Annotated in this window: 25 protein-coding genes; 15 read left to right on the forward strand and 10 right to left on the reverse strand. The window is 63.5% G+C overall.

Features of this window, described 5'->3' with window-relative positions; all coding sequences use genetic code 11:
* Positions 1-60 precede the first annotated feature (60 nt).
* The 5 genes from sucD (at position 61) to B0G77_RS09135 (ending at position 5770) form a co-directional block, all read left to right on the forward strand.
* Complete coding sequence (sucD, locus tag B0G77_RS09115; protein WP_133661845.1) at positions 61-942, forward strand: succinate--CoA ligase subunit alpha; 882 nt, start codon at positions 61-63, stop codon at positions 940-942.
* Between the two features lie 153 nt (positions 943-1095).
* Positions 1096-1815: a TerC family protein gene (locus B0G77_RS09120; protein WP_133661846.1), complete on the forward strand. Its 720-nt coding sequence runs from the start codon at positions 1096-1098 to the stop codon at positions 1813-1815.
* A 128-nt stretch (positions 1816-1943) separates the two neighbouring features.
* Positions 1944-2582 carry a pilin gene (locus B0G77_RS09125; RefSeq protein WP_133661847.1) on the forward strand — a complete coding sequence of 213 codons (639 nt, stop codon included), beginning with the start codon at positions 1944-1946 and terminating at the stop codon, positions 2580-2582.
* A gap of 155 nt (positions 2583-2737) precedes the next feature.
* Positions 2738-4522: a Wzy polymerase domain-containing protein gene (locus B0G77_RS09130; RefSeq protein WP_133661848.1), complete on the forward strand. Its 1785-nt coding sequence runs from the start codon at positions 2738-2740 to the stop codon at positions 4520-4522.
* A 186-nt stretch (positions 4523-4708) separates the two neighbouring features.
* Positions 4709-5770, forward strand: coding sequence for a class I SAM-dependent methyltransferase (locus B0G77_RS09135; RefSeq protein WP_133661849.1), 1062 nt, complete (start codon positions 4709-4711; stop codon positions 5768-5770).
* On the opposite strand, the gene B0G77_RS43105 is transcribed toward B0G77_RS09135, so the two are convergent.
* The 3 genes from B0G77_RS43105 to moaC all read right to left on the reverse strand — a co-directional run bounded on the left by B0G77_RS43105 (position 5742) and on the right by moaC (position 7850).
* Positions 5742-6401, reverse strand: a complete 660-nt coding sequence (locus B0G77_RS43105) for a hypothetical protein (RefSeq protein ID WP_166656127.1) — start codon at positions 6399-6401, stop codon at positions 5742-5744. The two genes, B0G77_RS09135 and B0G77_RS43105, sit on opposite strands and share 29 nt — an antisense overlap.
* Positions 6402-6417: 16 nt before the next feature.
* Entirely contained in the window at positions 6418-7119 is a 702-nt protein-coding gene (locus B0G77_RS09145; protein ID WP_133661850.1) for a hypothetical protein, read from the reverse strand.
* A gap of 251 nt (positions 7120-7370) precedes the next feature.
* Positions 7371-7850, reverse strand: coding sequence for a cyclic pyranopterin monophosphate synthase MoaC (moaC, locus tag B0G77_RS09150; RefSeq protein WP_133661851.1), 480 nt, complete (start codon positions 7848-7850; stop codon positions 7371-7373).
* A gap of 205 nt (positions 7851-8055) precedes the next feature.
* On the opposite strand from moaC, the gene B0G77_RS09155 reads away from it, so the two are divergent.
* Complete coding sequence (locus tag B0G77_RS09155; RefSeq protein WP_133661852.1) at positions 8056-9768, forward strand: M48 family metalloprotease; 1713 nt, start codon at positions 8056-8058, stop codon at positions 9766-9768.
* A 2-nt stretch (positions 9769-9770) separates the two neighbouring features.
* On the opposite strand, the gene B0G77_RS09160 is transcribed toward B0G77_RS09155, so the two are convergent.
* The 6 genes from B0G77_RS09160 to B0G77_RS09185 form a co-directional block, all read right to left on the reverse strand.
* Complete coding sequence (locus B0G77_RS09160) at positions 9771-10361, reverse strand: DUF2946 family protein (protein ID WP_133661853.1); 591 nt, start codon at positions 10359-10361, stop codon at positions 9771-9773.
* Complete coding sequence (locus B0G77_RS09165) at positions 10354-11430, reverse strand: hydrolase (RefSeq protein WP_133661854.1); 1077 nt, start codon at positions 11428-11430, stop codon at positions 10354-10356. Before B0G77_RS09165 ends, B0G77_RS09160 begins: the two co-directional genes overlap by 8 nt.
* A 36-nt stretch (positions 11431-11466) precedes the next feature.
* A complete protein-coding gene (locus tag B0G77_RS09170) occupies positions 11467-11913 on the reverse strand; it encodes a nuclear transport factor 2 family protein (RefSeq protein ID WP_133661855.1) in 447 nt (148 codons plus the stop codon).
* Positions 11914-12075: 162 nt separating this feature from the next.
* Positions 12076-13101, reverse strand: coding sequence for a lipopolysaccharide heptosyltransferase II (gene waaF, locus B0G77_RS09175; RefSeq protein WP_133661856.1), 1026 nt, complete (start codon positions 13099-13101; stop codon positions 12076-12078).
* Between the two features lie 146 nt (positions 13102-13247).
* Complete coding sequence (locus tag B0G77_RS09180; protein WP_064268765.1) at positions 13248-13442, reverse strand: zinc-finger domain-containing protein; 195 nt, start codon at positions 13440-13442, stop codon at positions 13248-13250.
* An 89-nt stretch (positions 13443-13531) separates the two neighbouring features.
* Entirely contained in the window at positions 13532-14455 is a 924-nt protein-coding gene (locus B0G77_RS09185) for a branched-chain amino acid transaminase (RefSeq protein WP_133661857.1), read from the reverse strand.
* A gap of 298 nt (positions 14456-14753) precedes the next feature.
* Here B0G77_RS09185 and B0G77_RS09190 point away from each other — a divergent pair, with 298 nt between their 5' ends.
* From B0G77_RS09190 to B0G77_RS09230, 9 genes are all read left to right on the forward strand, one after another.
* Positions 14754-15500 (forward strand): AzlC family ABC transporter permease, encoded by a 747-nt coding sequence (locus tag B0G77_RS09190; protein ID WP_133664080.1) that lies wholly within the window; start codon positions 14754-14756, stop codon positions 15498-15500.
* On the forward strand, positions 15497-15820 hold the full coding sequence (locus tag B0G77_RS09195; protein WP_133661858.1) for an AzlD domain-containing protein: 324 nt from the start codon (positions 15497-15499) through the stop codon (positions 15818-15820). The genes B0G77_RS09190 and B0G77_RS09195 overlap by 4 nt, the downstream gene beginning before the upstream one ends.
* Positions 15821-16038: 218 nt before the next feature.
* Positions 16039-17232, forward strand: a complete 1194-nt coding sequence (locus tag B0G77_RS09200; RefSeq protein ID WP_133661859.1) for a phosphoglycerate kinase — start codon at positions 16039-16041, stop codon at positions 17230-17232.
* A gap of 370 nt (positions 17233-17602) precedes the next feature.
* Positions 17603-19039 (forward strand): pyruvate kinase, encoded by a 1437-nt coding sequence (gene pyk, locus B0G77_RS09205; protein ID WP_133661860.1) that lies wholly within the window; start codon positions 17603-17605, stop codon positions 19037-19039.
* 178 nt (positions 19040-19217) lie between these two features.
* On the forward strand, positions 19218-20282 hold the full coding sequence (gene fba, locus B0G77_RS09210; RefSeq protein ID WP_133661861.1) for a class II fructose-bisphosphate aldolase: 1065 nt from the start codon (positions 19218-19220) through the stop codon (positions 20280-20282).
* Positions 20283-20425: 143 nt separating this feature from the next.
* Positions 20426-21316: a phosphoribosylaminoimidazolesuccinocarboxamide synthase gene (locus B0G77_RS09215; RefSeq protein WP_133661862.1), complete on the forward strand. Its 891-nt coding sequence runs from the start codon at positions 20426-20428 to the stop codon at positions 21314-21316.
* Positions 21317-21344: 28 nt separating this feature from the next.
* Positions 21345-21863, forward strand: coding sequence for a 5-(carboxyamino)imidazole ribonucleotide mutase (purE, locus tag B0G77_RS09220; RefSeq protein WP_133661863.1), 519 nt, complete (start codon positions 21345-21347; stop codon positions 21861-21863).
* 81 nt (positions 21864-21944) lie between these two features.
* On the forward strand, positions 21945-23141 hold the full coding sequence (locus tag B0G77_RS09225) for a 5-(carboxyamino)imidazole ribonucleotide synthase (RefSeq protein ID WP_133661864.1): 1197 nt from the start codon (positions 21945-21947) through the stop codon (positions 23139-23141).
* Positions 23142-23154: 13 nt separating this feature from the next.
* Positions 23155-24195 carry an L-threonylcarbamoyladenylate synthase gene (locus B0G77_RS09230; protein WP_133661865.1) on the forward strand — a complete coding sequence of 347 codons (1041 nt, stop codon included), beginning with the start codon at positions 23155-23157 and terminating at the stop codon, positions 24193-24195.
* A gap of 160 nt (positions 24196-24355) precedes the next feature.
* On the opposite strand, the gene dacB is transcribed toward B0G77_RS09230, so the two are convergent.
* A complete protein-coding gene (gene dacB / locus B0G77_RS09235) occupies positions 24356-26032 on the reverse strand; it encodes a D-alanyl-D-alanine carboxypeptidase/D-alanyl-D-alanine-endopeptidase (protein ID WP_133661866.1) in 1677 nt (558 codons plus the stop codon).
* Positions 26033-26208 lie beyond the last annotated feature (176 nt).

Genomic DNA, 26208 nt, shown 5'->3' on the forward strand with positions numbered 1-26208 from the left:
GCGGGCGAGGCATATTTCGCCGCGCGCCGTACGCGACACCAAACGAACAGAGGTCAATACATGTCGATTCTGATTAACAAAGACACCAAGGTCATCACGCAGGGCATCACCGGCAAGACCGGTCAGTTCCACACGCGCGCCTGCCGTGAATATGCAAACGGCCGCGAAGCGTACGTCGCGGGTGTGAACCCGAAGCGGGCCGGCGAAGACTTCGAAGGCATTCCGATTTACGCGAGCGTCGCGGAAGCGAAGGCTGAAACGGGTGCAACCGTCTCGGTCATCTACGTTCCGCCGGCAGGCGCTGCTGCTGCGATCTGGGAAGCCGTCGAGGCCGATCTCGATCTCGCGATCTGTATCACGGAAGGCATTCCAGTTCGCGACATGATCGAAATCAAGGACCGCATGCGTCGCGAAAACCGCAAGACGCTGCTCCTCGGACCGAACTGCCCGGGCACGATCACGCCGGACGAACTCAAGATCGGCATCATGCCGGGTCACATCCACCGCAAGGGCCGCATCGGCGTCGTGTCGCGTTCGGGCACGCTGACGTATGAAGCAGTCGGTCAGCTGACGGCACTGGGCCTCGGCCAGTCGTCGGCAGTCGGTATCGGCGGCGACCCGATCAACGGTCTGAAGCACATCGACGTGATGAAGATGTTCAACGACGATCCGGAAACGGACGCCGTTATCATGATCGGCGAAATTGGTGGCCCGGACGAAGCGAACGCAGCGTACTGGATCAAGGACAACATGAAGAAGCCGGTGGTTGGCTTCATCGCTGGCGTCACGGCGCCTCCGGGCAAGCGCATGGGCCACGCCGGCGCGCTGATCTCGGGCGGTGCGGATACGGCCGAAGCGAAGCTGGAAATCATGGACGCCTGTGGCATCAAGGTCACGAAGAACCCGTCGGAAATGGCGCGTCTCTTGAAGTCGATCCTGTAATTGAAATGATGCCGGCGGCCCTGGCCACCGCATTATTTTGATATTCTTACGAAATCCTTTCGTAAGAGCCAAGTCTTGAAGCGGGGGAGCGAGCAATTGCTCCCCCGCTTTTTTTATTGGCTGCGCGGAACGCTTCCTTCTATTCTCCTTTCCATGCTTGGGTTCCTTGAAACGCTCCATTGGGGCGTAGTGCTTCAGATCATCGCGATCGATTTCCTGCTGGGTGGCGATAACGCCGTCGTCATCGCGCTGGCTTGCCGCAACCTGCCTGCGAGTCAGCGCGTGCGGGGTGTGCTGTGGGGCACGGCAGGCGCGATCGTATTGCGGATCGCCCTGATCGCGTTTGCAGTCGTACTGCTCGACGTGCCGTTGCTCAAGTTCGCCGGCGGCCTGCTGCTGCTATGGATCGGCGTGCGGCTGCTCGCCCCCGCGCATGACGTCCACGCGAATATCAAGCCCGCTGACAAGCTGTTGGGCGCGGTCAAGACCATCGTCGTCGCCGACGCCGTGATGAGCCTCGACAACGTGATCGCGATCGCCGGTGCGGCAGAGGCCGCCGATCCGCACCATCGGATCGCGCTTGTCATCTTTGGGCTGATCGTGAGCATCCCGCTGATCGTGTGGGGCAGCCAGCTCGTGCTGAAGCTGCTCGACCGGTTTCCTGTCGTCATCACGCTGGGCGCGGCTTTGCTCGGGTGGATCGCGGGCGGCCTCATCATCAACGACCCGGCCGGCGATCGCTGGCCGGTGCTCGACACGCCGGTCGCAGAGTACGGCATGAGTATCGCGGGTGCGCTTTTTGTGGTGTTGCTGGGAAAACTGCTGAGGCGGCGTAACGAACGCCGCGCCGCGATGCCTCCCGCCGCTCGCTGAGTGCGACAGAACATACTGCGGCGCGCGCTGGCCATCCGGCTGACTGTCGCGCGCTGGCGCTGCTGGCTACGATCGAAGCGCCTGCCTCAATACGTGAGACAGGCGCTTTTCGTTTCAGGAGCCAGCTGATGATCGTGTCCGTTCGCCGTTCTTTCCCTTTCCCATCGCATCGCACGGTTGCACGTGAGTCGCCACGCATTGCACAGTGGCGCACGGCGTTCGTGAGTGCGTGCAGCCATTCGGCCCACTGGGGCCACGTCGGCTTTACGCTGATCGAGTTGATGATCGTGCTGGCCATCGTCGGCGTGATCGCCGCCTACGCCATTCCGGCGTACCAGGACTATCTGGCGCGCAGCCGGGTTGGCGAAGGGCTGTCACTGGCGTCGTCGGCACGGATTGCGGTTGCCGAGAACGCCGCCAGCGGCAACGCACTTGGAGGCGGCTATTCGTCGCCGCCGTCCACTCGGAACGTCGAATCGATCCATGTGGATGACGACAGCGGCCAGCTCACAATTACCTTCACGACGCGAGTGGCCGCGGCAGGGGCCAATACGCTCGTCCTTGTGCCATCGGTGCCCGATAACCCCGATGCGCCGACGGCGCGTGTGGCGCTCGCCCAGGGCACGTCCCAACCCGGCTCGGTGACGTGGGAATGCTTTGCCGGGGGCAAGGGTGCGTCGTCGTTGCCGGCGCCCGGGGCTGGTCCGATGCCCACCACTGCACCGACTCTCTCCTCGAATCTCGCGCCTCCGGAATGCCGTGCATGACGATGATGGATGCGTAGCGCACCGGCGAACGGGCGGGGGAAGACGCAACGCACAGGTCCGACCCGTCGCAATTTAGGGATATTTCGGTCCGTCCGGCGCACAGCCCATTGATTTTTTTGTATAGTGCGCCGGTTGCTGACGCCCCCGGTTACTCGATGCCCACCCCATTCGCGCGCTATCTGTCTCTTGCCCTGCTGGCTCTTGCGTTGATCCTGCCCTATGCGGTCGTCAACCATACCTATCCAATTCCGACGTTCTACGCCGAGTTCACGGCGCTTTCGCTCTACCTGCTGACCGGCGCTGGCGTCGCGCTTCTCGTGCAGACGGCGAGGCCGCGCATCAGTTTTGGCTCGCCGGTGGTCTCGCTGGTGCCGCTCGCCTTCGGTGCGCTGCTTGTTGCGCAGTCCTTCCTGCTGCCGGTCGCGCAGCCGTCGATGAACTGGCTGGGCGGCGGCTTCCTGCTTGCCGCGTTCATGGCGACGCACGCGGGTTTTGGCTTCGCACGTGCGAACCTGAGCGAGACAGCGTTGCGCTGGATGGCCGCCGCACTCGTCGTCGGTGGCCTGTTTGCGGTGTTCTCCCAGGTGATTCAACTGTTGCATCTGGAGGCAAAGGTTTCGCCGCTCGTCGTGGCCTACAACGTGACAATCGACCGCCGGCCGTTCGGCAATATGGCTCAGGCCAATCACCTTGCGACCTACATTGCGTTCGCGATGGCCGGTGCATTGTTCCTCGTGCAGACACGGCGTCTGAATGTGGTCCTCTGGGCGATCGTTTCGACGATCTTCTCCGTTGGACTCGCACTCACCGTCTCACGCGGTCCGTGGCTGCAGATGGGCGTGATCGTCGTCGCAGGTTTCTGGATGGCGCTCGCTGAAGGGCGGCGCGATGCCGCGCATCCGCGCGGCAGTCGTGCATGGATGATTCCGCTCGCATTGGCCTCGCTCTTTGTCGTCGTGAATGCGGCGATTCGCTGGGCTAACGTGCATTTCCAGCTCGATCTCGCGCAGTCGGCTGCGGAGCGCATGAAGGACGCCGGCCAGATCGCACCGCGCATCGCGCTATGGAAGTACGGCTGGACGATGTTCAGGACGCACCCACTGCTTGGCGTTGGCTGGGGCGAGTTTCCGCGTTATCAGTACGACCTTGCGAAGACGCTCGGTGGCGTGGAGATCGCGAACAATTCGCACGACATTTTCATCGATCTGCTGGCGAAGACCGGCCTCTTCGGTGTCGCAATCGTGCTGTTCGGGATCGTCAGCTGGCTGGTTCGCGTGCTGCGCGCGCCACATACCGCGGGGCGAGTGTTCGGGCTTTCGATGATCGGCGTGCTCGTGATGCACGCGCTCGTCGAGTATCCGCAGCAGTACATGTTCTTCCTGCTGCCGGCGATGTTCGTGTTCGGGGTGCTTGAGACGAGGCCGCTGCGCCTCGTGCCGCGTGCTGCGTCGTTCGGCGTTTATGCGCTCGTCGTGTTCGGCGGACTCGCGGCGCTTTACCCGGTGTATCGCGACTACGCGCGCGCCGAGGTGCTGTACTACGGCGCGCGACCGGCGGAGGAGTATCGCGCGGATCCATCGTTCCTGTTCCAGGCGTGGGGCGAGTACGGCATGGCCACGTTGCTGCCCATGAACGCGATGGATTTGCCGCACAAGCTCGCCATGCACCAGCAGGCGATTGCGTTGCTGCCGGGCGAGACTGTGCTGCGACGTTATGCGGTGCTGCAGGCACTGAACGGCGACACCGGTGCAGCGTTCGACACGATTGAACGTCTGAAGATATTCGCCGAGGAGTTGCACGACTGGCCGCAGCAACTCAGCTATCTGTATGACCTTATAGACGAGCAGAAGACGCTTACGGGCTTCAAGGCAGAACTCGTGAAGAGATTCGGCATGCCGCCCGAGAACATCATTCAGGGTGACGACGAAAGCGACGACTGATGTCGTTACTTTATTGAGCGGGCGCTCGCGCACAGCACGTAGCACACGCCGCAATCGTCTTTCTGCACAAACCTATACTTCTCGATACCGAGCGCGCGCGGCGAAGGCATGAATGCATTCATGCCGTTCAATTTCGCCGCGCCATCCCCGTTTCTCTTTCAACGTGAACGGCATGGGAGACAGGTCATGCAGATCGATCAGGACAAGCTGCAGAATTTCATGGGGCGGATGGTCGGCGAGTTCGGCGCGGTCGCGTCGGCGCCGCTGATTCTGCTGGGCGACCGCCTGGGCCTGTACAAGGCGATGGCGGATCAGGGGCCGATGAGCGCAGCGCAGGTTGCCGGGCGCGCGGAAGTGACCGAGCGCTATGTTCGCGAGTGGTTGCTTGCGCAGGCCGCAGCGGGCTTCATTCGCTACGATGCCGATGCGGACACCTTCGAACTCGAAAGCGAACAGGCGATGTGCTTTGCTGATGAGACGAGCCCTGTGTTCGTGCCGGGCTTCTTTCAGGTCGCCGAATCGATGTTCCGCGATGTCCACAAACTCGAAGGCGTGTTTCGTACCGGGCTTGGCCTTGGCTGGCATCAGCACGATCATTCACTGTTTCGCGGTACCGAGCGCTTTTTCCGGCCAGGCTACGCGGCGAATCTCGTCAGCGCGTGGATACCAGCGCTCGACGGCGTCGAAGCGAAGCTAAAGGGAGGCGGCGCGAAGGTTGCGGACGTCGGTTGCGGCCATGGCGCGTCGACGGTGCTGATGGCGCAGGCTTATCCCAACGCTACCTTCGTCGGTTTTGACTACCACGAGCCGTCGATCCAGCGCGCAAGGCAGCTAGCGGGCGAGGCCGGGGTTCGCGATCGTGTGACGTTCCAGGTTGCACCGGCGAAAGATTTTCCGGGCAACGACTACGATCTCGTCGCGTTCTTCGACTGTCTGCACGATATGGGTGACCCAATTGGCGCCGCGGCGCACGTGCATCAGTCGCTCAAGAAGGACGGCACATGGATGATCGTCGAACCGTTCGCCAACGATCGCGCCGCTGACAACATGAACCCCGTCGGGCGGATCTTCTATTCAGCATCGACAATGATCTGCACGCCCGCTTCGTTCGCACAGGAAGGGAAGATGGGGCTCGGGGCGCAGGCCGGCGAGGCGAGGCTCAAGGACGTCGTCACCAGGGGCGGTTTCACGCAGTTTCGCCGCGCCACGGAGACGCCGTTCAATCTTGTGCTCGAAGCGCGGCTGTGAGGCGGTGTGAACTCGCCCGGACGTAAGGGCAAATAACGGTGGCGGCTGTCCGACGCCACCGCGAATCGTGGCGACGCTCTCCGGGGAATCGTGGTGCGACGACATGGCGTGATCGCGTGGCGATGCAATGCTGTCGCAGCGATTCGATGGCGCGGTAACAGTGGAAAGCAACATCATCGGGTTCCTTCATCGCCGGGATAAGGTCCCGCAAGCAACGATGGATGAGAACTCCCGATTCGCCTTGAAGTTTGGGGCGCATGGTGGCGATTCGACCGTCCAGACCGACCGCGCGATGTAGTTCGCTGATACACGGCACGTCAATGCCGAAGACAACATCCACGCCGACTTCCGGGCAGATCGCGCGTCGAATCTCGACGTCATAGGTGTGTCCGAGAACGTAGCCCACCAAGTCCATTTCCAACTGGACCAGATACTTGACGACGTTTCGCAGGTCCAGCGCATTCCATTCAACTTCGGTTTCCACCCATACGGCGACCTGATTCAGAAGAATTCGCACATCGGCTTTCGCATCGACGCCGGATGCGGCGTGCCTGAATTTCGCCGAGATGCGGCGATCTGGTATCTGCGCCCGTTCGGGATGGACCATGCCATCAAGGAAGTATCGGTACACGCGTAGTGCCCCCCGTTCATCCATCAATTCCGTCACACGCGAGAACGCGGGGATTCTCGACGCGCTCCCAGTTCGCCAAGGCGGAAGTCAGCCCTTTCGCATGTCGATCCAAAATTCCGTCTCCGCCATCCAGTTGCGGCATTAGCAGTCTTATCGATGTCCATAGACGACGCACGTGCTGTACCGAATCAGGCAGTAGAAAGGCATCGGGTGACAGGCGAGACGCATACTTTCGCAAAAGCATTCGCGCTCTTGGATGCGGGTGCCCGCCTACTTCACAATGATGCCAATACTCTTGATCGCAGAAAACTCCGCCTAACGCCTTGCGCATAGCCTGAGGCGTGAACTGCCGACGTAGGGCAACCGGGTCTGCGCCGTACCATTTTTCAAGCTGCGACGGGTCGGCATAGGCTTGGAACGCGAGATATTCGATCTCGAACAGTTGCCTGAGAAGTGTTCCTGCCGGGTACTCTCGCGTTGAGCGAAGAAGCATCACAATCCCGCTTGTAAGCTCCGACGCAAGGTTGACTAGAAGGGCCGCAGCTAGGAGTCGGTGGCTTTTCAAGAGATCGCCCGCGACGTGCAATTCTTCACCGATTCCGCTAAACGCAACGGACGCCGATTCGAGTGCTTCATAGCGCGATGCAACAACGTCGGTGTTTGCTGCCGCTACCATGAACGACTCGATCACGTCTAAACCGTTCGAACCTGAACTCATGTCGATGGGTGGCCGGAATCTGAAAAGGCTGACTATCGTCTCGTAGTACGGGTTTCGGTGCATCGGCGAAGGCTTACCCGATGTCCGAAACCGAGTGTTATCGCGCGGCCATTCCTGTTCCTAAGTGGAACAGAATTGGAGCAAGATCGATTTTTGGCACCGCAAAAGTCAGATGTGCGCTTGACGCGTCACGTCGCTGTAGATGCACGAAAGAAGGTGCGGCGTGGAATCAAGACTTATAAAACAATGCCTTAACTCCCCGCCATCCAGTCCCCCGACTTCCCGCCGTGCTTCTCGAGCACGCGCACCTCGGTGATCGTCATCCCACGATCCACCGCCTTGCACATGTCATAAACAGTCAAGAGGCCGATCTGCACGGCCGTCAGCGCTTCCATTTCCACGCCGGTGCGCCCCAGTGTCTCGACCTGCACGGTGCACTGCACGCCGGGCAACGCATCGTCGAACGCGAAATCAACAGCGACGCGCGTGAGCGCGAGCGGATGGCAGAGCGGGATCAGATCGGCGGTACGCTTCGCGCCCTGGATCGCGGCAATCCGCGCGACGCCGATTACATCGCCCTTTTTCGCGTTGCCGCCGCGAATGAGCGCAAGCGTCTCCGGCAGCATGCGAATCGAGCCGCTGGCGACTGCAATGCGCTTCGTCTCCGCTTTGCCGCCGACGTCGACCATATGCGCCTGTCCGGCGGCGTCGAAGTGGGTGAGTTCGGGCATGGTTGGGCTCCTTCTGAGGGCGCCTATCATAACAGCGCGCTTTCATAGGCGATTCTCCGCGCGATTGCCTGCGTGCGCACGGTGAGGCAAACATCGATGCGACTGGTCATTGGCAGCGCGCGGCCACTGGGTACAATTGAAACGCATCCGGCGAGCCATTCCGGTCGCCGGACCTTATTGCCGACCTTGCCCCATTGATCTCGCGATGCGTCTGAAACGGTCTCTTGCTGCGTGGTTATCCATCGCGCTGACGGTGCCGACGGGCGCGTTCGCGCAATCCTCCGCGTCGAATGGCGTCCATGGCGCAACGGCACAGGCGCCTACGTTGGAAATCGGTCCGCTCAGTTCGTCCGCCGCGCCTTCATTGCCCGACGATATCGCGCCGGGCGTATTCGGTACCTACGGCGGCGCGCGGAGCCGCTTCGCCGGCACCGCAGGCGCCGACGCCAGTCTGCACGCACCGGTCCTCAACCAGCAACTGCCCGACCTCGGCGACGGGTCCGGCGGAACGCTCACGCCGCAGGCCGAGCGCAAGCTCGGGGAGCGCGTAATGCGCGAGGTCCGCAGCGATCCCGATTATCTCGACGACTGGCTCATACGCGACTACCTGAATTCGATCGCCGCCAAACTCTCCGCTGCGGCAAGCGCGCTATACATCGGCGGCTACCGGCCTGACTTCGATCTGTTCGCGATGCGCGACCAGCAGATCAACGCGTTTTCGTTGCCGGGCGGCTTCATCGGCGTGAACACCGGGCTGATCGAAACGACGCAGACCGAGTCCGAACTCGCATCGGTGCTTGGCCACGAGATGGGCCACGTGCTGCAGCGGCACATCGCGCGCATGATCTCGACCAACGAACGCAGCGGCTACGCGGCGCTTGCAGCGATCCTGTTCGGGATACTCGCGGGTGTGGCTGCCCACAGCGCGGACCTGGGCAGCGCAATCGTGCTGGGCGGCCAGGCGTATTCGGTCGACAGCCAGTTGCGCTTCTCGCGCGCGGCGGAGCATGAGGCCGATCGCGTCGGCTTCCAGTTGTTGGCGGCCGCCGGCTACGACCCCTACGCAATGGCGACGTTTTTCGGGCGGCTCGATCGTGCGGCGATGGGCGATGCGGGTGAACCGAAATACGCGCGCACCCACCCGCTGACGGTCGACCGGATCGCCGACATGGAGGACCGTGCTCGCCGCGCGCAGTATCGCCAGCCGCGCCAGTCGCCTGAGTATGGTTTTGTCCGCGCCCGTGCGCGTGTGCTTCAGGTCCGGTCGCGCAGCGACTATGCCGACGAGATTTCGCGGATGCGCTCAGAAATCGACGACCGAACAGCGTTGAATATCGCGGCCAACTGGTATGGGATCGCGCTCGCTCAAACGCTGCTGGAGCGCTACGACGACGCTTCGGCGTCTCTTGCGACCGCGCGCAGGCTATTCGAACCGACGGGTAGCGGCGAAGGTGGCGTCAGCCGCAGTTCGCCGAGCCTGGATGTGCTGGCGGCCGACATCGCGCGTCGTGCCGGGCGCGGCGACGAGGCGGTGCGCCTTGCCGGGATTGCGCAGCATCGCTGGCCAGACTCTCACGCGGCCGTCGATATGCGACTGCACACGCTGCTCAGCGCACGACGTTTTGCTGAGGCGCAGGCGCTCGCGTCCCAGCAAACGCGAGCCGATCCGCAGCAGCCCTTGTGGTGGCGCTATCTCGCGCAGGCGAGCGTCGGCACTGGCGACGCGGTCACACAGCATCGCGCGCTCGCGGAGAAATTCGCGCTTGAAGGGGCGTGGCTGTCGGCGATCCGTCAGTTGAAAGAGGCGCGCGACATCAAGACGGTTGGCTACTACGATCTGTCTGCCATCGATGCGCGCCTGCACGACTTCGAGGCGCGCTACAAGGAAGAGCGCGAGGACGAAAAGAATAAAGGGTGAAACTATTGTGCGTCGTCGCGGGACGCTTCGTGCGCCGGACTCGCGACGAATCCGAAGCGCGCCGGTACCTCCGCACGCCGGACCGGTTGCAGCCGCAACGTCACACCGTCGCGCCAGTGAAACTGCCCGCATTGTCCGTCGTCGGACAGCGTGGCGCGTTCGGAGAACAGATCGAGATCGTGGTCATGCAGCACGGCCACGCGGCTGGGATTGGATGCGTCGGTGAACAGGATGCCGCCTTCGTCGTCGATCAACGCGGCTGCCGGCTCGAACGTTTCGCCCGCCTGATCAGTCAGTGCGAGCGCGCCGTCGGCGGCGACGGTGAGTCTGACGATCCACGGCGTATAAGCCAGTTCCACATAAACGCGTTGCGGTCCGTTCTGAAAGAACCACTGGCCGCGCGCGTCGCATTCGTAGTTGCGATTGATGAAGCCGAGCAGCGCTTCGTGGCGGATCGGTTCGCCCGACGCGCCGCGCGCCTGGGCCGCTTCGTCGCGCATGCGCCAGGCGCCGCGTCGGTCGAGCAGCAGCCATCCCGTGCAGTGCGGCACGTTGGGCCATTTGGCGAGCGCCTGTTTAACGATTTCATCCATGGTGGGCAAAGGGTGTGAAGTAGCCGAAAACCCGTTGCGCGAGCCAGTCGACCCGGCCGGGGAACGGGCCCGTCATGAAACCGACATGGCCGCCGTGATCCGGCTGATCGAGTTCGACGAGCGCCGACACCTCGTGTCTGGAAGGCAGCACCGAGCCTGGCAGGAACGGATCGTTGCGTGCGTTCAGCACCAGCGTCGGCACAGTGATGCCGGGCAACAGCGGACGCGTCGTCGCGCGGGTCCAGTAGTCGTCGGCGTTGCGAAAGCCGTGCAGCGGCGCAGTCACGACGTCGTCGAATTCGTACATCGTGCGGCTCGCGAGCATCGCGCCGCGGTCGAAGAGGCCGGGATACTGCTCGAGCTTTTGCTCTGCCTTCTGCTTCAGCGTTTTCAGGAAGCTGCGTGTATAGATCTTGCCGAACCCTTGCGACAGTGCGCGGCCGCCGGCGTGCACATCGAGCGGTGCCGAAATGGCCGCGGCCGCAGCGACGATCCACGCGTCGTTGCCCCGTTCGCCGAGCCAGTGCAGCAGCACGTTGCCGCCAAGCGAGACGCCGGCCGCGACGATCGGCCCGCGATACCCGCGGCGCAGGCGTCGCAGCACCCAGTCGACTTCGTTGCTGTCGGCGAGGTGGTAGAAGCGCGGCAGCAGATTGAGCGGTCCGCTGCAGCTCCGAAAATGCGGGACGACGGCGTTCCAGCCGCGCGCGCGCGCGGCGGCCATCAGCGCACGGGCATAGTGCGACGCCGAACTGCCTTCCAGGCCGTGGAACAGCACGAAGAGCGGCGTTGTATCGTCTGCTGCGGCTGGGGCCGTTTTATTCGATGTGCCGACGACGGCGGGCTCGCGAACCAGCCAGTCGAGTTCAATGAAATCGCCGTCGGGTGTATCCCAGCGCTCGCGTCGATAGGCAACCTTGGGCAGGCGCGCGAACAGCGCGGGAAAGATCGTCTGGACGTGGCTGTTCGGCAACCAGAGCGGCGCCCGGTAGCGGAGGTCCGCGAGCAGGTCCGCTACGTCGTCGAGAGGGGGCGTATCCGGACCGTTCTTATCGTGCGTCGTGCTCATACCAACCGCCAGCCAGATCGAAAAAACCAGTAAGCGTCAGTGCAGCGACCCTTGCCCGTGCCGCATCTTCGTTGCGAACTGGCTTGCGGCGGTGTCGGGCATCGGACTCGCGTGAATGTGCGCGATGCGCCACTCGCCGCGTTCGTGGACCATCACATAAGTGGTGAAGACCATCGCGGGCGCGGCGGCGGGATCGGCGGACCGGTGCGCTTCCGCGATCGCGTAGACGACGGTGCCGAGGCTGTCGTAGACGCGGATGTCGAGCGGTTCGATCGAAACGGGATTCGCTTCGAGCTGGATCGCGAGACCGGCGCGAATGCTGTCGAGGCCGTGCAGATGCGAGCCATCGGCCCAGATGCAGCTGGCGAACTCCTCGTCGATCCACAGGCCCATCAAGCTGTCGATATTGACCTCCGCAACGGCCTGATAGTAGGCGCTGAGGGTGTCGGCGGCGGCTTCGAAGATGTGGGCGAAACGTGGCATGGCTCGTCGGTCTCTTGCGCGCGGGGCGCGCGGTTGCGTGTCGGCGGTCAGCGGCTTTTACGGCCGCAGTGACCCCATTCGTCGGCGGGACTGCCGCGAGGATGCCAGCGCCGCAAGGCGCTGGCATGACGCGTCAGGGCGTGCGTGCAGCGACCAGCCGGTTTAGCGTTCTGCGACCAGCATGCCGCGCAGGTCGCCGAAAACCTGCTCGGCGCTCAGTTGCCGCAGGCAGTTCAGATGGCCAAGGGGGCACTCGCGCTGAAAACAGGGACTGCATTCGAGATGCAGCCATTGTACCTTCGCAAGCTCCGACAGAGGCGGGGTGTGACGCGGATCAGTCGACCCGTAGACCGCCACCAGCGGCCGTCGTAGGGCTGCCGCGACATGCATCAGGCCGGAATCGTTGGTGACCACGGCGTTGGCCCGTGAGATCAATGCGCAAGCTTCGCCAAGCGCAGTCTGGCCGCACAGGTTGCGCACGTTCGGGGCGCTGTCGGCGATGGCCTGGGCGAGCGGCGAATCCTTCGGCGAACCGAGCGCGACAATCTGTGTGTAAGGGAACGACTGGCCAACCATCTTCGCGAGCGCCGCGAAATGCTCGGGCGGCCAGCGCTTGGCCGGACCATATTCGGCGCCGGGGCAGAACACCAGCAGCGGAACGCGCGTATCGAGGTTGAAGCGGGCCGACACGCGTGACGCTTCATTCAGGTCCGCGTCGAGGCGCGGCATCGGCAGGTCGTCGGGAACCTTCGCGCCGGGCGCGTAGGCGAGCGCTGCATAGTGGCTGACCATCGGCGGTCGCTCGTTCTTGCGCGGATTCGCGTGGCGCACGTTCAAGAGGCCGTAACGGCTCTCGCCGGTATAGCCGATGCGCAGCGGAATGCCCGCCATCCACGGAATCAGCGCCGATTTGAACGAATTCGGCAGCGCGTACGCCGCGTCATAGCCGACGTCGCGCAGATCGCTCGCAAGCTGCCAGCGACGCAGCATCTGCAGCCTGCCGTGCGCGAGGTCGGTGGCGTAGACGTCGCGGATCTCGGGCATCCGTTCGAGCACGGGCGCGACCCAGCCAGGCGCGACCGCATCGATCGCGATGCGCGGATGCAGTTTCACGAGCCGCGAAAGCAGCGGCTGCGCCATCAATGCGTCACCGATCCAGTTCGGTGCGATAACCAACGCGCGACGCATCAGGGTGTGTTTCCGGTGTCGAAAAGAAGCGCCGCGCGCGGTTGCGCGCGGCGTTCAGGTTGTTCAGGGAAGAGCGAACACGCGAAGCCGCGTGAGCCGGACCGTAGTCCGGCTTCGCGGCCGCTGCGGCCGAAAGACGTGCGTGCTCAGTGGCCTTTGACCACTTCGCCGTCACGCAGCTTGTAACGCGTGCTGCAGTAAGGGCAGCGCGCTTCGCCGTGCGTCACGTCGATGAACACGCGCGGATGCGCGCTCCAGCGCGGCATTGCCGGATTCGGGCAATACGCGGGAAGATCTTTCGCCGACAGTTCGACCAGCGGCATTTCCTTGATTTCGCTCATGAGGACCATTCTCTATGTATTCGGTGAAGAAGCGCGGCCCCTGACCAGCCTGCGGGGCCTCTGGCTGGACGCCGGGTCTGAGACCCCGCTCAGACCCTGGTTAGCCAGTGCGCGTACTTCGTGCTCTTGCCGTTCACAATGTCGAAGAAACCCGACTGCAGTTTTTCTGTGATCGGACCACGCGCGCCCGAGCCTATCGTGCGGTTGTCGAGTTCGCGGACCGGCGTGACTTCGGCGGCCGTGCCGGTGAAGAACGCTTCGTCGCAGGTATAGACCTCGTCGCGCGTGATGCGCTTTTCGATGACTTCGATGCCTGCGTCTTTCGCCAGCGTGATGATCGTGTCGCGCGTGATGCCGTCGAGGCACGACGACAGGTCGGGCGTGTACAGCTTGCCGTTGTTCACGAGGAAGAAGTTTTCGCCGGAGCCTTCCGACACATAGCCGTCGACGTCGAGCAGCAGCGCTTCGTCGTAGCCGTCGGCGGTGGCTTCCTGGTTCGCGAGGATCGAGTTGACGTACCAGCCCGATGCCTTGGCACGCACCATCGACACGTTCACGTGATGGCGCGTGAACGACGACGTCTTGACGCGGATGCCCTTCTTGAGGCCGTCTTCGCCGAGGTAGGCGCCCCACGGCCACGCCGCGATGGCGACGTGAATCGTGTTGCCCTTGGCCGATACGCCGAGCTTTTCCGAGCCGACCCAGATGATCGGGCGCAGATAGCAGGACTCGAGCTTGTTCTCGCGGACGACTTCGCGCTGCGCGGCGGCGAGCGTTTCGTGGTCGAACGGCACGTCCATCTGGAAGATCTTGGCCGAGTTCAGCAGGCGTTTGGTATGTTCCTGCAGGCGGAAGATCGACGTGCCGCCATCGTCCGTCCTGTAGGCGCGCACGCCTTCGAAGACACCCATGCCGTAGTGCAGCGTATGGGTGAGCACGTGGATCTTGGCGTCGCGCCATTCGATGAGCTTGCCATCCATCCAGATCTTGCCGTCGCGGTCGGCCATTGACATACGATTCTCCAGGCGGTGCGTGATGAAATATTCGGTGAAGTCGCTCGGGCGGCCAGGTCGGAACGCGCGGCGCCGGCATGAGCCGGCGAGGCTGCGCGAAAAGCCGAAACATGGATCCGGCAAGCGGCGAAGTCCGTTATTTTAGCGTCTTTTGCACACGAAACGGGCATTCAGCCAGATGACGGGCGCTATAATTCTGCGCACACATAAATCAGTTCCGGATGCGTCAGCGGGTGATACGCGACCTGATGCCTACTTCCTGCCGTAGCGGCGCCCTCGTGCCGCGATGCTTCACACAATGCTCGCTCGCCTTTCTGACGTTGACCGCCGTGCCTTTCAAGAAGGTCTGCGCGACTACTCGCCGACTCTGATGGCGATTTTTTCGTGGGGCCTCGTGACGGGCATCGCCATGAGCAAATCGGTGCTGTCGGTGCCGCAGGCGCTCGGGATGTCGCTCGCCGTTTATGCCGGCTCGTCGCAACTGGCAGTGCTGCCGCTTTTCGCCGCGAAGCTGCCGGTCTGGACCATTCTGCTCACCGCTGCCATGGTCAACACGCGCTTTGTGATCTTTAGCGCCGGGCTCGCACCGCATTTCTCGTATTTGCCGCTGTGGCGGCGGCTGCTCGTCGGCTACTTCAACGGCGACATTATCTACCTGCTGTTCCAGAAGAAGAGCTTCAAGACAGGCTTCCAGCCGGGCAAGGAAGCGTATTTCTGGGGTATGGCGATCGCGAGCTGGACGTCGTGGCAGGTGTCGTCGATCATCGGCATCCTCCTCGCGAGCCTGTTCCCCGACAACTGGGGGCTGGAACTGGCGGGCACACTCGTGCTGATCCCGATCATGGTGTCTGCGATCGTCACGCGCTCGACGGCTGTGGCCGTCGCGATCGCCGGCGTCGTCTCGCTGCTCGCTTTCGATCTGCCTTACCGGCTCGCGCTGCCGCTCGCGGTGATCACCGCGATCGTGGCGGGCAGCATCACCGACCTGATGGTCGAGCGCGCCGATCTGGGCCGCATCCGCAAAGGCGCCGGAGATCCTCGGTGACTACCACGCAGATCTGGCTCGCCATCCTCGGCATGACGTTCGTCACGGCACTCACGCGGGCGATGTTCCTGATCGGCGGTGAGCGTACGGTTCTACCCGAACGTGTGCAGCGCATGCTGCGCTATGCGCCCGCGGCGGCGCTTGCGGCGGTCGTGCTGCCGGACGTGCTGGAGACGTCGGATGGGCTGTCGTTTGCACTCTCGAATCACGAGTTCTACGCGACCCTTGCCGGTCTCGGCTGGTTTTTGTGGCGGCGCAGTATGCTAGGCACAATCGTCGCGGGTATGCTTGTGTTCACCTTTCTGCGTCTCGTCGTCTAGTGCGTGCCCGGGGTTTATGTTGCGCTGCCGCATGCGCAGCACGTGGCCCAAATGCTGGACATTCGCGGTGACGCGGGTCAGAACGCCATGGGTATCGGTTAAAATAGCCCTCTTCCGGTTCACTGCGCGAAGCCGCGGCGGATGCCGCCGGCGCCTGTGACATGCAGGCCTCCGCGCAATCCGTCACTGCCTTCCAATCAACCTGCATCCAGACACCCATGAACCAGGTAAAGCGTCTCACCGATCTGATCGCCGAAGGCAAGCTCTCCGGCAAACGCGTGTTTATCCGCGCCGATCTGAACGTGCCGCAGGACGATCACGGCAACATCACCGAAGACACCCGCATCCGCGCGTCGGTGCCCGCCATCAAGGACGCTCTCGATGCCGGCGCGGCCGTCATGGTCACCTCCCATCTTGGCCGCCCGACCGAAGGCGAGCTGAAACCTGAAGATTCGCTCGCGCCGGTGGCCACGCGCCTCGCCGAACTGCTCGGCCGCGACGTGCCGCTGGTGGCGAACTGGGTCGAGAACGGCGTGAACGTGGCGCCCGGACAGGTCGTGCTGCTCGAAAACTGCCGCGTGAACAAGGGCGAGAAGAAGAATTCCGACGAACTCGCGCAGAAGATGGCGAAGCTGTGCGACATCTACGTCAACGACGCCTTCGGCACCGCGCACCGCGCCGAGGCCACAACGCACGGCATCGCGAAGTACGCACCGGTCGCCTGCGCAGGCCCGCTGCTTGCCGCTGAGCTCGATGCGCTCGGCAAGGCGCTTGGCGCGCCGAAGCGTCCGCTGGTGGCGATCGTCGCCGGCTCGAAGGTGTCGACCAAGCTCACCATTTTGAAGTCGCTGGCGGAGAAGGTCGACCAGCTGATCGTCGGCGGCGGCATTGCGAACACGTTCATGCTGGCTGCCGGACTGAAGATCGGCAAGTCGCTGGCCGAAGCGGATCTCGTTAATGAAGCGAAGGCCATCATCGACGCGGCGAAGGGCCGCGGCGCCTCGGTGCCGATCCCGACCGACGTCGTCACGGCGAAAGAATTCGCGCCCACCGCGAAGGCCGAAGTGAAGGCCGTCGCCGACGTACAGGACGACGACCTGATCCTCGACATCGGACCGGACACCGCGAAGGCGCTGGCCGCGCAGCTCGAAAAGGCCGGAACGATCGTGTGGAACGGTCCGGTCGGCGTGTTCGAATTCGACCAGTTCGGCAACGGCACGAAGACGCTCGCTGAAGCCATCGCGAAGTCGTCGGCGTTCTCGATTGCCGGCGGCGGCGATACGCTCGCGGCGATTGCCAAGTATGGCATCCACGACAAGGTCAGCTACATTTCGACGGGCGGCGGCGCCTTCCTCGAATTCCTCGAAGGCAAGAAGTTGCCTGCCGTCGAAATCCTGGAATCGCGGGCTTAACGTGGCGAAGCGCTCCCCGACGCCAACATCAGCGAAAGCGCGGCCGGCGCCGCGCACCGCAGCAGCAGGGGAGCGCAACGCGCGCTCCGCCAGGTCCGCAGGTTCAACCAGTTTAACCAGTTCAGTTGAAGCGCCACGCGCACCGGCTCCGGCCGGCTCGGCGACGCCAGAAGCAGACAATACGACGCCGGTTCACACCGGCGCACCCGCATCAAACGAGGCGCCGCCGGTTCAGACCGGCGCACCCGCATCTAACAAAGCGACGCAGGCCCAAGCCGGCGCGCAACCCCCGGCAGCCGCTGTCGCGGCACCGCCAAAGCATCCGACTCGCAGCGCTCATTCCAGCGACCCTATCCAGACGAGGAGACTCATGCATCGCGCCACCAAGATTGTCGCCACCATCGGCCCGGCTTCCAGCACGCCGGAAATCCTGCTGCAAATGATGCACGCCGGACTCGACGTGGTGCGGCTCAACTTCTCGCACGGCACCGCCGACGACCACCGCCAACGCGCCGAGTTCGTCCGCGAGGCGGCCCGCCAGGTGGGCCGCGAAGTCGCCATCATGGCCGACCTGCAAGGCCCGAAGATTCGCGTCGGCAAGTTCGAAAACGGCAAGACGACGCTGATCGCGGGAAATTCGTTCATTCTCGACGCCGGCTGCGAACTCGGTAACGACGAGCGCGTCGGGCTGGATTACAAGGATCTGCCGCGCGACCTGAAACCGGGCGACGTGCTGCTGCTGAACGACGGCCTGATCGTGCTGAACGTCACGCGCGTGCTCGGCGACGAGATTCACACCACGGTGAAGATCGGCGGCGAGCTGTCGAACAACAAGGGCATCAACCGCCAGGGCGGCGGCCTGACGGCGCCCGCGCTGACCGAGAAAGACATGGAGGACATCCGCACGGCGATGTCGCTCGGCGCGGATTATGTCGCGGTATCGTTCCCGAAGAACGCCACCGACATGGAAATGGCCCGTCAGCTTGCCAATATCGCCGGCGCACCTTACGGCATCAAGCCGAAGATGATCGCGAAGATCGAGCGCGCCGAAGCGATTCCGGCGCTGCAGGGCATTCTCGATGCATCCGACGGCATCATGGTCGCGCGTGGCGATCTGGCGGTGGAAGTGGGCAATGCCGCAGTGCCGGCGCTGCAAAAGCGCATGATCCGCATGGCGCGTGATTCGAACAAGTTCGTCATCACCGCGACGCAGATGATGGAATCGATGATCTACGCGCCGGTGCCAACCCGCGCCGAGGTGTCGGACGTCGCGAACGCGGTGCTGGACGGCACGGACGCCGTAATGCTGTCGGCCGAATCGGCGGCGGGCAAGTACCCGGTGCAGACCATCGAAACGATGGCGGCCATCTGTCTCGAAGCAGAAAAGTCGGAACAGTCGGAGCTGGACAAGGATTTCCTCGACCGCACGTTCACGCGGATCGACCAGTCGATCGCGATGGGCGCGCTGTTCACCGCCTATCATCTCGGCGCGAAGGCGATCGTGGCGCTCACCGAGTCGGGATCGACTGCGCTGTGGATGTCGCGCCACTGGACACACGTGCCGATTTTCGCGCTCACGCCGCGAACCGGCAGCGAGCGGGCGATGGCGTTGTACCGCAACGTGACGTCGCTGCATCTGGACACCAACACCGACCGCGATACCGCCCTGCAGCAGGCGCTGGAGGCGGTGGTGAGCAAAGGGTATGCATCGCGCGGCGACATGGTCGTGCTGACCGTCGGCGAGCCGATGGGTCAGGCCGGGGGAACGAACACGCTGAAGATTGTGCGGGTGGGTGAACCGTACTGATCAGCCCGTTTTTGCAACGATCGGCACGGCAGGCAGGCCGCACTTCCGCGAGAGGCCGCGCGACCCTTTGAGAGGTGTTCAGAGGTAGCGCGCACAGGAATGCAGCTTGCTTCGCGATAAAATCGCAAAAATTAGATGCCGACGTCACAGGATTCGTTTCAATCTAAGGAGTATCACCATGCCTCTCGTATCAATGCGTCAATTGCTGGACCATGCCGCCGAAAACGGCTATGGCCTCCCGGCATTCAACGTGAATAACCTGGAACAGGTGCAGGCGATCATGGCGGCGGCGGACCAGGTCGGCGCGCCCGTCATCATGCAGGCATCGGCCGGCGCCCGGAAGTACGCGGGTGAGCCGTTCCTGCGACACCTGATCGAAGCGGCCATCGAGTCGTATCCGCACATTCCGGTCGTGATGCATCAGGATCACGGACAATCGCCGGCGGTGTGCATGGCGGCCATGCGCAGCGGTTTCACCAGTGTGATGATGGACGGTTCGCTCGAAGCCGACGGCAAGTCGGTGGCCTCGTATGAGTACAACGTCGATGTGTCGCGCAAGGTGGTTGAAATGGCGCACTCGATCGGCGTGACGGTCGAAGCGGAACTGGGCGTGCTCGGTTCGCTGGAAACGATGAAGGGCGACAAGGAAGACGGCCACGGCGCGGAAGGCACGATGACCCGTGAGCAGCTGCTGACCGACGTCGAACAGGCCGCCGACTTCGTCAAACTCACGCAGTGCGACGCGCTGGCGATCGCGATCGGTACGTCGCATGGCGCGTACAAGTTCACGAAAAAGCCGACGGGCGATATCCTGTCGATCCAGCGTATCAAGGAAATTCACCAGCGCATTCCGAATACGCACCTGGTGATGCATGGTTCATCGTCGGTGCCGCAGGATCTGCTCGCGGAAATCCGCGAATTCGGCGGCGACATGAAGGAAACCTACGGCGTGCCGGTCGAAGAAATTCAGGAAGGCATCCGTAACGGTGTGCGCAAGGTCAATATCGACACCGACCTGCGTCTCGCGATTACGGGCGCGATCCGTCGCTATCTGGCGGAAAATCCGTCGATGTTCGACCCGCGCGACTACCTGAAGCCGGCTCGCGAAGCCGCGAAGAAGGTTTGCGTGGACCGCTTTGTGGCATTCGGCTGCGAAGGCCAGGCTGCGAAAATCAAGCCGATCCCGCTCGACAGGATGGCTGAGAAGTACAAGGCGGGTGGCCTGGCACAGATCGTCCGCTAAGCTGTTTATTCAGCAGTAACCTGGCCGGAACCCTGGCCATCTGGCCAGGTTGTTGTTCGACCGCCGTTCCCGCATGATCTGGGGAACGGCGTTTCCCTTTTGTTCCGGTCTCACTTTTTGCCTCATTTTTGCGAACTACGACGATGTCTACCCTTTACGAATCTACGCTCCGCTCGCTGCCGCTACTCGGCCGCGGCAAGGTCCGCGACAACTATGCGGTGGGCAACGACCAGTTGCTGATCGTCACGACTGACCGTCTGTCGGCGTTCGACGTCATCATGGGCGAGCCGATTCCGGACAAGGGTCGCGTGCTGAACCAGATGGCCAACTTCTGGTTCGACAGGCTCAAGCACATCGTGCCGAATCACCTGACGGGCGTCGAGCCAGAATCGGTCGTCGCTCCCGATGAAGTCGAGCAGGTAAAAGGCCGCGCGGTGGTCGTGAAACGCCTCGAACCGATCCTCGTCGAAGCCGTGGTGCGCGGCTATCTGGCCGGCAGCGGCTGGAAGGACTATCAGACAACCGGTTCCGTGTGCGGCGTGGAATTGCCGCCGGGCCTGCAAAATGCGCAGAAGCTGCCTGAGCCGATCTTTACGCCGGCCGCCAAGGCCGAAATGGGCCACCACGACGAAAACATCACGTATAACGAGATGGAGCGCCGGATCGGCACGGAACTGTCGGCCACGATCCGCGACATCTCGATTCGCCTGTACAAGGAAGCCGCCGATTACGCCGCCACGCGCGGCATCATCATCGCGGACACGAAGTTCGAATTCGGTCTGGATAACCACGGCAAGCTCTACTTGATGGATGAAGCGCTGACGGCCGATTCGTCGCGGTTCTGGCCGGCAGACCAGTACCAGGTGGGCACGAACCCCCCGTCGTTCGACAAGCAGTTCGTCCGTGACTGGCTGGAAACCCAGCCATGGAAGAAAGAGCCGCCCGCGCCGAAACTGCCGGACGAGGTTGTCACGAGGACCGGCCAGAAGTACCAGGAAGCGCTCGAGCGCCTGACCGGGCAGAAGCTCGCCTGACGCCTGCGAAAATAAGGAAGTCCGTACGATGAATGAAGTCCAGACCGCCCACATGCATGCCGCGCCGATGGTCGGCGTGCTGATGGGCTCCAGTTCCGACTGGGAAATCATGAAGCATGCCGTTGCGATCCTGCGGGAATTCGGCGTGCCTTACGAAGCGAGGGTGGTGTCGGCGCACCGGATGCCCGACGAGATGTTCGAATACGCAGAAGGCGCTCGTGAGCGCGGCCTGCGCGCGATTATTGCCGGTGCCGGCGGCGCCGCGCATCTGCCGGGTATGCTGGCTGCCAAAACCACGGTGCCCGTACTTGGCGTGCCGGTGGCCAGCAAGTATCTGAAGGGCGTCGATTCGTTGCATTCGATCGTGCAGATGCCGAAGGGCGTGCCGGTCGCAACGTTCGCGATTGGCGAAGCGGGTGCGGCGAACGCAGCGCTCTTCGCTGTGTCGATTCTGAGCGTCACGTCGACCGAATACGCGAACCAGCTTGCCGCGTTCCGTGTGCGCCAGAACGAAGCGGCACATGCAATGGTGTTGCCCGCGCTGTGAGCGCGATTCGCTTTTCCCTGCCTGACCCCCGGCCCATGCGCGGCGCTCAGCTTGGCGCACCGGCCGTGACCGACCACTGAGATGAACCCAGACAACACACCGGTTTCACCGATTCTGCCCGGCGCATGGCTTGGCATGATCGGTGGCGGCCAGCTAGGCCGCATGTTCTGCTTTGCCGCCCAGGCGATGGGCTATCGCGTCGCCGTGCTCGATCCGGACGAAAACAGTCCGGCGGGTGCCGTGGCGGACCGGCACCTGCGCGCCGCTTACGACGACGAGGCCTCGCTTACCGAACTCGGACGTCTGTGCGCGGCGGTATCGACGGAGTTCGAGAATGTCCCCGCGGCGAGCCTCGACTTCCTCGCGCGCACCACCTTCGTGAGCCCTGCGGGCCGGTGCGTTGCCGTTGCGCAGGACCGCATCGCAGAGAAGCGCTTTATCGCGTCGTCGGGCGTTGCGGTGGCGCCGCATGTCGTGATCGAGTCGTCGGCCGCGCTTGAAGCTATCGGCGATGCGAAGCTCGAAGCTGTATTGCCCGGCATCCTCAAGACTGCGCGGCTTGGCTACGACGGCAAAGGCCAGATCCGCGTGCGCAATGCCGAGGAAGTGCGCGAGGCGCATGCGTCGCTCGGCGGCGTGGCATGCGTGCTGGAAAAGCGGCTGCCCCTCAAGTTCGAGGTGTCGGCGCTGATTGCGCGGGCGGCTAACGGTGCGTCAGCGGTCTATCCGCTTGCGCAGAATACGCATCGTGACGGCGTGCTGTCGCATACGATCGTACCGGCGCCGGATGCGAGCGCCGCGCTGGTCGGCCAGGCGCAGCAGGCCGCACTGCAGATCGCCGAGAAGCTGGGTTACGTTGGTGTGCTGTGCGTCGAGTTCTTTATTCTGGAAGACGGCTCGCTCGTCGCCAACGAAATGGCGCCGCGGCCGCACAACTCCGGCCATTACACCGTCGATGCATGCGCAACCAGCCAGTTCGAACAGCAGGTCCGGGCGATGACAGGCATGCCGCTAGGCGATACACGCCAGCATTCGCCAGCAGTGATGTTGAACATCCTTGGCGACGTCTGGTTCAAGGACGGCCCGAAGCGCGCGGCCGTCACGCCGCCATGGCATGAAGTCGCCGCAATGTCGGCTGCACGTCTGCATCTGTACGGCAAGGAAGAGGCGCGGCCGGGCCGGAAAATGGGCCACGTGAACTTCACCGCCGCCACGCTCGACGAAGCCCGCACGGCCGCGCGCGATTGTGCGCGGCTCCTGCACATCGCTACGAGCTGAGACCGCTGTCACCATGCCAGACCAACCGAAACAGGCCGACGAATCAATGCCGGTTAGCGTAGAAGAGATCGAGCATGCCGCTGCGCTGCTGGACGCGGGTGAGCTCGTCGCTTTTCCGACCGAGACCGTTTACGGTCTCGGAGGCGACGCGGAGAGCGCCGAAGCGGTGGCGCGCATCTACGCGGCGAAGGGGCGGCCGGCGAATCATCCGGTTATTGTCCATCTTGCGCCGAATGGCGATCCCGGCTATTGGGTCGAACATCTCCCTGCCGAGGCACAGCGGCTCATCGATGCCTTCTGGCCGGGTCCGCTCACGCTGATCCTGAAGCGCGCTGCGCATATTCCGGCGGCCGTGAGCGGTGGACAGGATTCGGTCGGGCTGCGCTGTCCGTCCCATCCGGTCGCGCAGGCAGTGCTTGCTGCATTCAGCGCGCGGCGTGGTGGACACGGCGGTGTCGGGGCGCCGTCGGCGAACCGCTTCGGACATGTAAGCCCGACTACCGCGCAGCACGTGCGCGATGAGTTCGGCAGTTCCATCTACGTGCTCGATGGCGGATCGTCGGACGTCGGGATCGAATCGACGATTCTGGATCTGTCGCGCGGGTTTCCGGCGCTGCTTCGACCCGGACGCGTGACGCCGCAAGAAATCGCCACGGTGCTCGGCGAAATGCCGCGTTTGCTGGACGGTTCAGACGCCACGGCGCCGCGCGCGTCGGGGACCTTGAAGGCGCACTATGCGCCGCGTACGCCTCTTCTGTTGCTGCGCTTTGATGCGATCGAGTCGTTGCTCGCTACGCGGAAGGCTCATGAGCGCGTGGCGCTTGTCGCGCGGGCTTCGCGAGCCGGGCATTGGGCGCAGGCCGACGGTGTGCACTTCGTCGCCGCACCCGAGGACCCGCGCGTGTACGCGCGCGAACTTTACGGTCTATTGCGTGCACTCGATCGCGCAGACGTCGAGCGTATCCTGATTGAGAAGCTCCCCGACACGATCGAATGGATTGCCGTCAATGACCGGCTGGGCAGAGCGGCAGCCGCTTTCGAGGCTCAGGGGTAAGGGTACGGGTGCCGATACCGGCTTGAAGCTGGGGGCAGCGGCGGGTCCTTACTGCGCCGATGGACAAAAAGCTTGGCATTGTCGAGCCGGATTTTTGCAGAGCAGCGCGCCAGACGGGAGGCGAAACACTGCGCTTCGCTCGGTTCCCTGGAAGGAATATTCAACGCGGATTGCGGCGACTCGGGTTTCTCCTGGCCTTGCCGCGTGGTTCCTCGGGCGCGGCGGGCATGGCCGTCGACGGGCCCTTATAGATCCATTCGAGCAGCGAGTCATGAGCGGCCCGCGCCGCTTCAGCGTGCTCATCGTTGATGAAGCTGACGACGACATAGCTCTCGCCGTCCGCCGACGCGACGTAACCGGCGATGGCGCGCACGTCGCGCAGCGTGCCGGTCTTGATATGCGCGTTGCCCCCGACGGGTAGTGTCGTCAGCCGGTTGCGCATCGTGCCGTCGACGCCAGCAATCGGCAGCGATTCGACGAATACCTGCGCAACCGGGCTGGAGTTGGCCGACTGCAGCAGGTCGGCGAGCGAGAGGGCGGTAATGTGCTCGTCACGCGACAGCCCGGAGCCGTTTTCGAGCTGCAGATACTCGGTCGGCAGCGCGCTGCGGTGCATGAAGGTGTCGACGGCGTCGATCGATTTTTGTGGCGTCGCAGGCGCCTTGTAGATTGCCGCACCAATCGTCAGGAACAGGTTGCGCGCCATCGTGTTGTTACTGTACTTGTTGATGTCGCGAACGATGTCAGATAGCACCGGCCCTTCGTGGACCGCAATCGGGCGCGTGCCGGCGGGCACCGCGCCTTCTCGCATCGTGCCATTGAAGGTGCCTCCAGTCCGTTGCCAGAGCGCAAGGAAGCCGCCGGCAAAGAATGCCGAGTGATCCAGCACGGCGACGTTGATCGTGCGGTCGCCGCAGCGCAGCGGGTAGTCGCCGGCGAACGACGCGGACACCGTGCCGTTTGGCATCGGCGTGACGGTGGGTGTAACGGCGGTCGATTCGCCGCGGCACGGGCCGCCTGTCGCGTGCAGCTGGTTGTCGATCTGCAGTTGTGCGAGGGCGGGCAACACGTCGACCGCGACGGTGCCATCCGGCGACGGCGTCAGCGTGAACGACAGCGATTTGAACGCATACAGCAGCGGATCCGGACCGACGTTGTACGGCGCCGTGACGTCGTCGTCGAACGGCGGCAGATCGCGCGTCGACGGATCGAAGAAGCGTTTGTCGAGCACGAGTGCTCCGTCGATCCCGTTGATGCCGGCATTGCGGATTTTCTGCACGAGGTCGATCAGTTCTTCCGGCACGAGTTTCGGGTCGCCCGTGCCCTGAATGTAGAGGTTGCCGTGCAGCACGCCGTTGCCGTCGACGGTGCCGTCGGCATACGCACTCGTGCGCCAGCGATAGTCGGGGCCGAGGATCGAAAGGCCGGCATAGGTCGTGACGAGCTTCATCGTCGAGGCGGGCATCATCGGTTTGCCGGCATTGAGCGCGACGATCGGCGTGCGGTCGCCGACCTTTTCCACCACGACGCTGATCGCGGACAGCGGGACATGCGCGCGCTCGAGCCCGGCCATGACCGAAGGTGGCAGCACCGTGCTGACGTTGACGGCAGGATGGGTGGCCTTGACGCGCGCGTGCGCCGGCAACGGCGCGGCCAGAGCGAGCGCAAGCATGAGCGCGAACGCCGCGCAGCCGGGCAGCATCGCAGCGGCGCGCAACGGCTGTGTAGGGAGCGCGGCGCCGGGCTTGCCCAGACGGTACGACGTAGTGTTGAAAACAGACGAAAGAGGGCGAACCGGCAGGCGGCGCGCAAGTGAAGAGAAAAATGCGTTCGTCATGAAAAGGCGGTCAGGCGGAAGATCACGGCTTGTAAGGCGGCGCGTCGGTTGGCGCGGGTCGGCAACCGCGAACGGGAGTCAGCAGGAAACGCACCCTGCGTAGCAAAAGCGCTTATTGTAGAGACAAGCGATGCTGCTGCGCGGAAAAGGCGCTCGCGAAACGCACGGGCCCGACG

The sequence above is a fragment of the Paraburkholderia sp. BL10I2N1 genome, assembly GCF_004361815.1.
Taxonomy (GTDB): domain Bacteria; phylum Pseudomonadota; class Gammaproteobacteria; order Burkholderiales; family Burkholderiaceae; genus Paraburkholderia.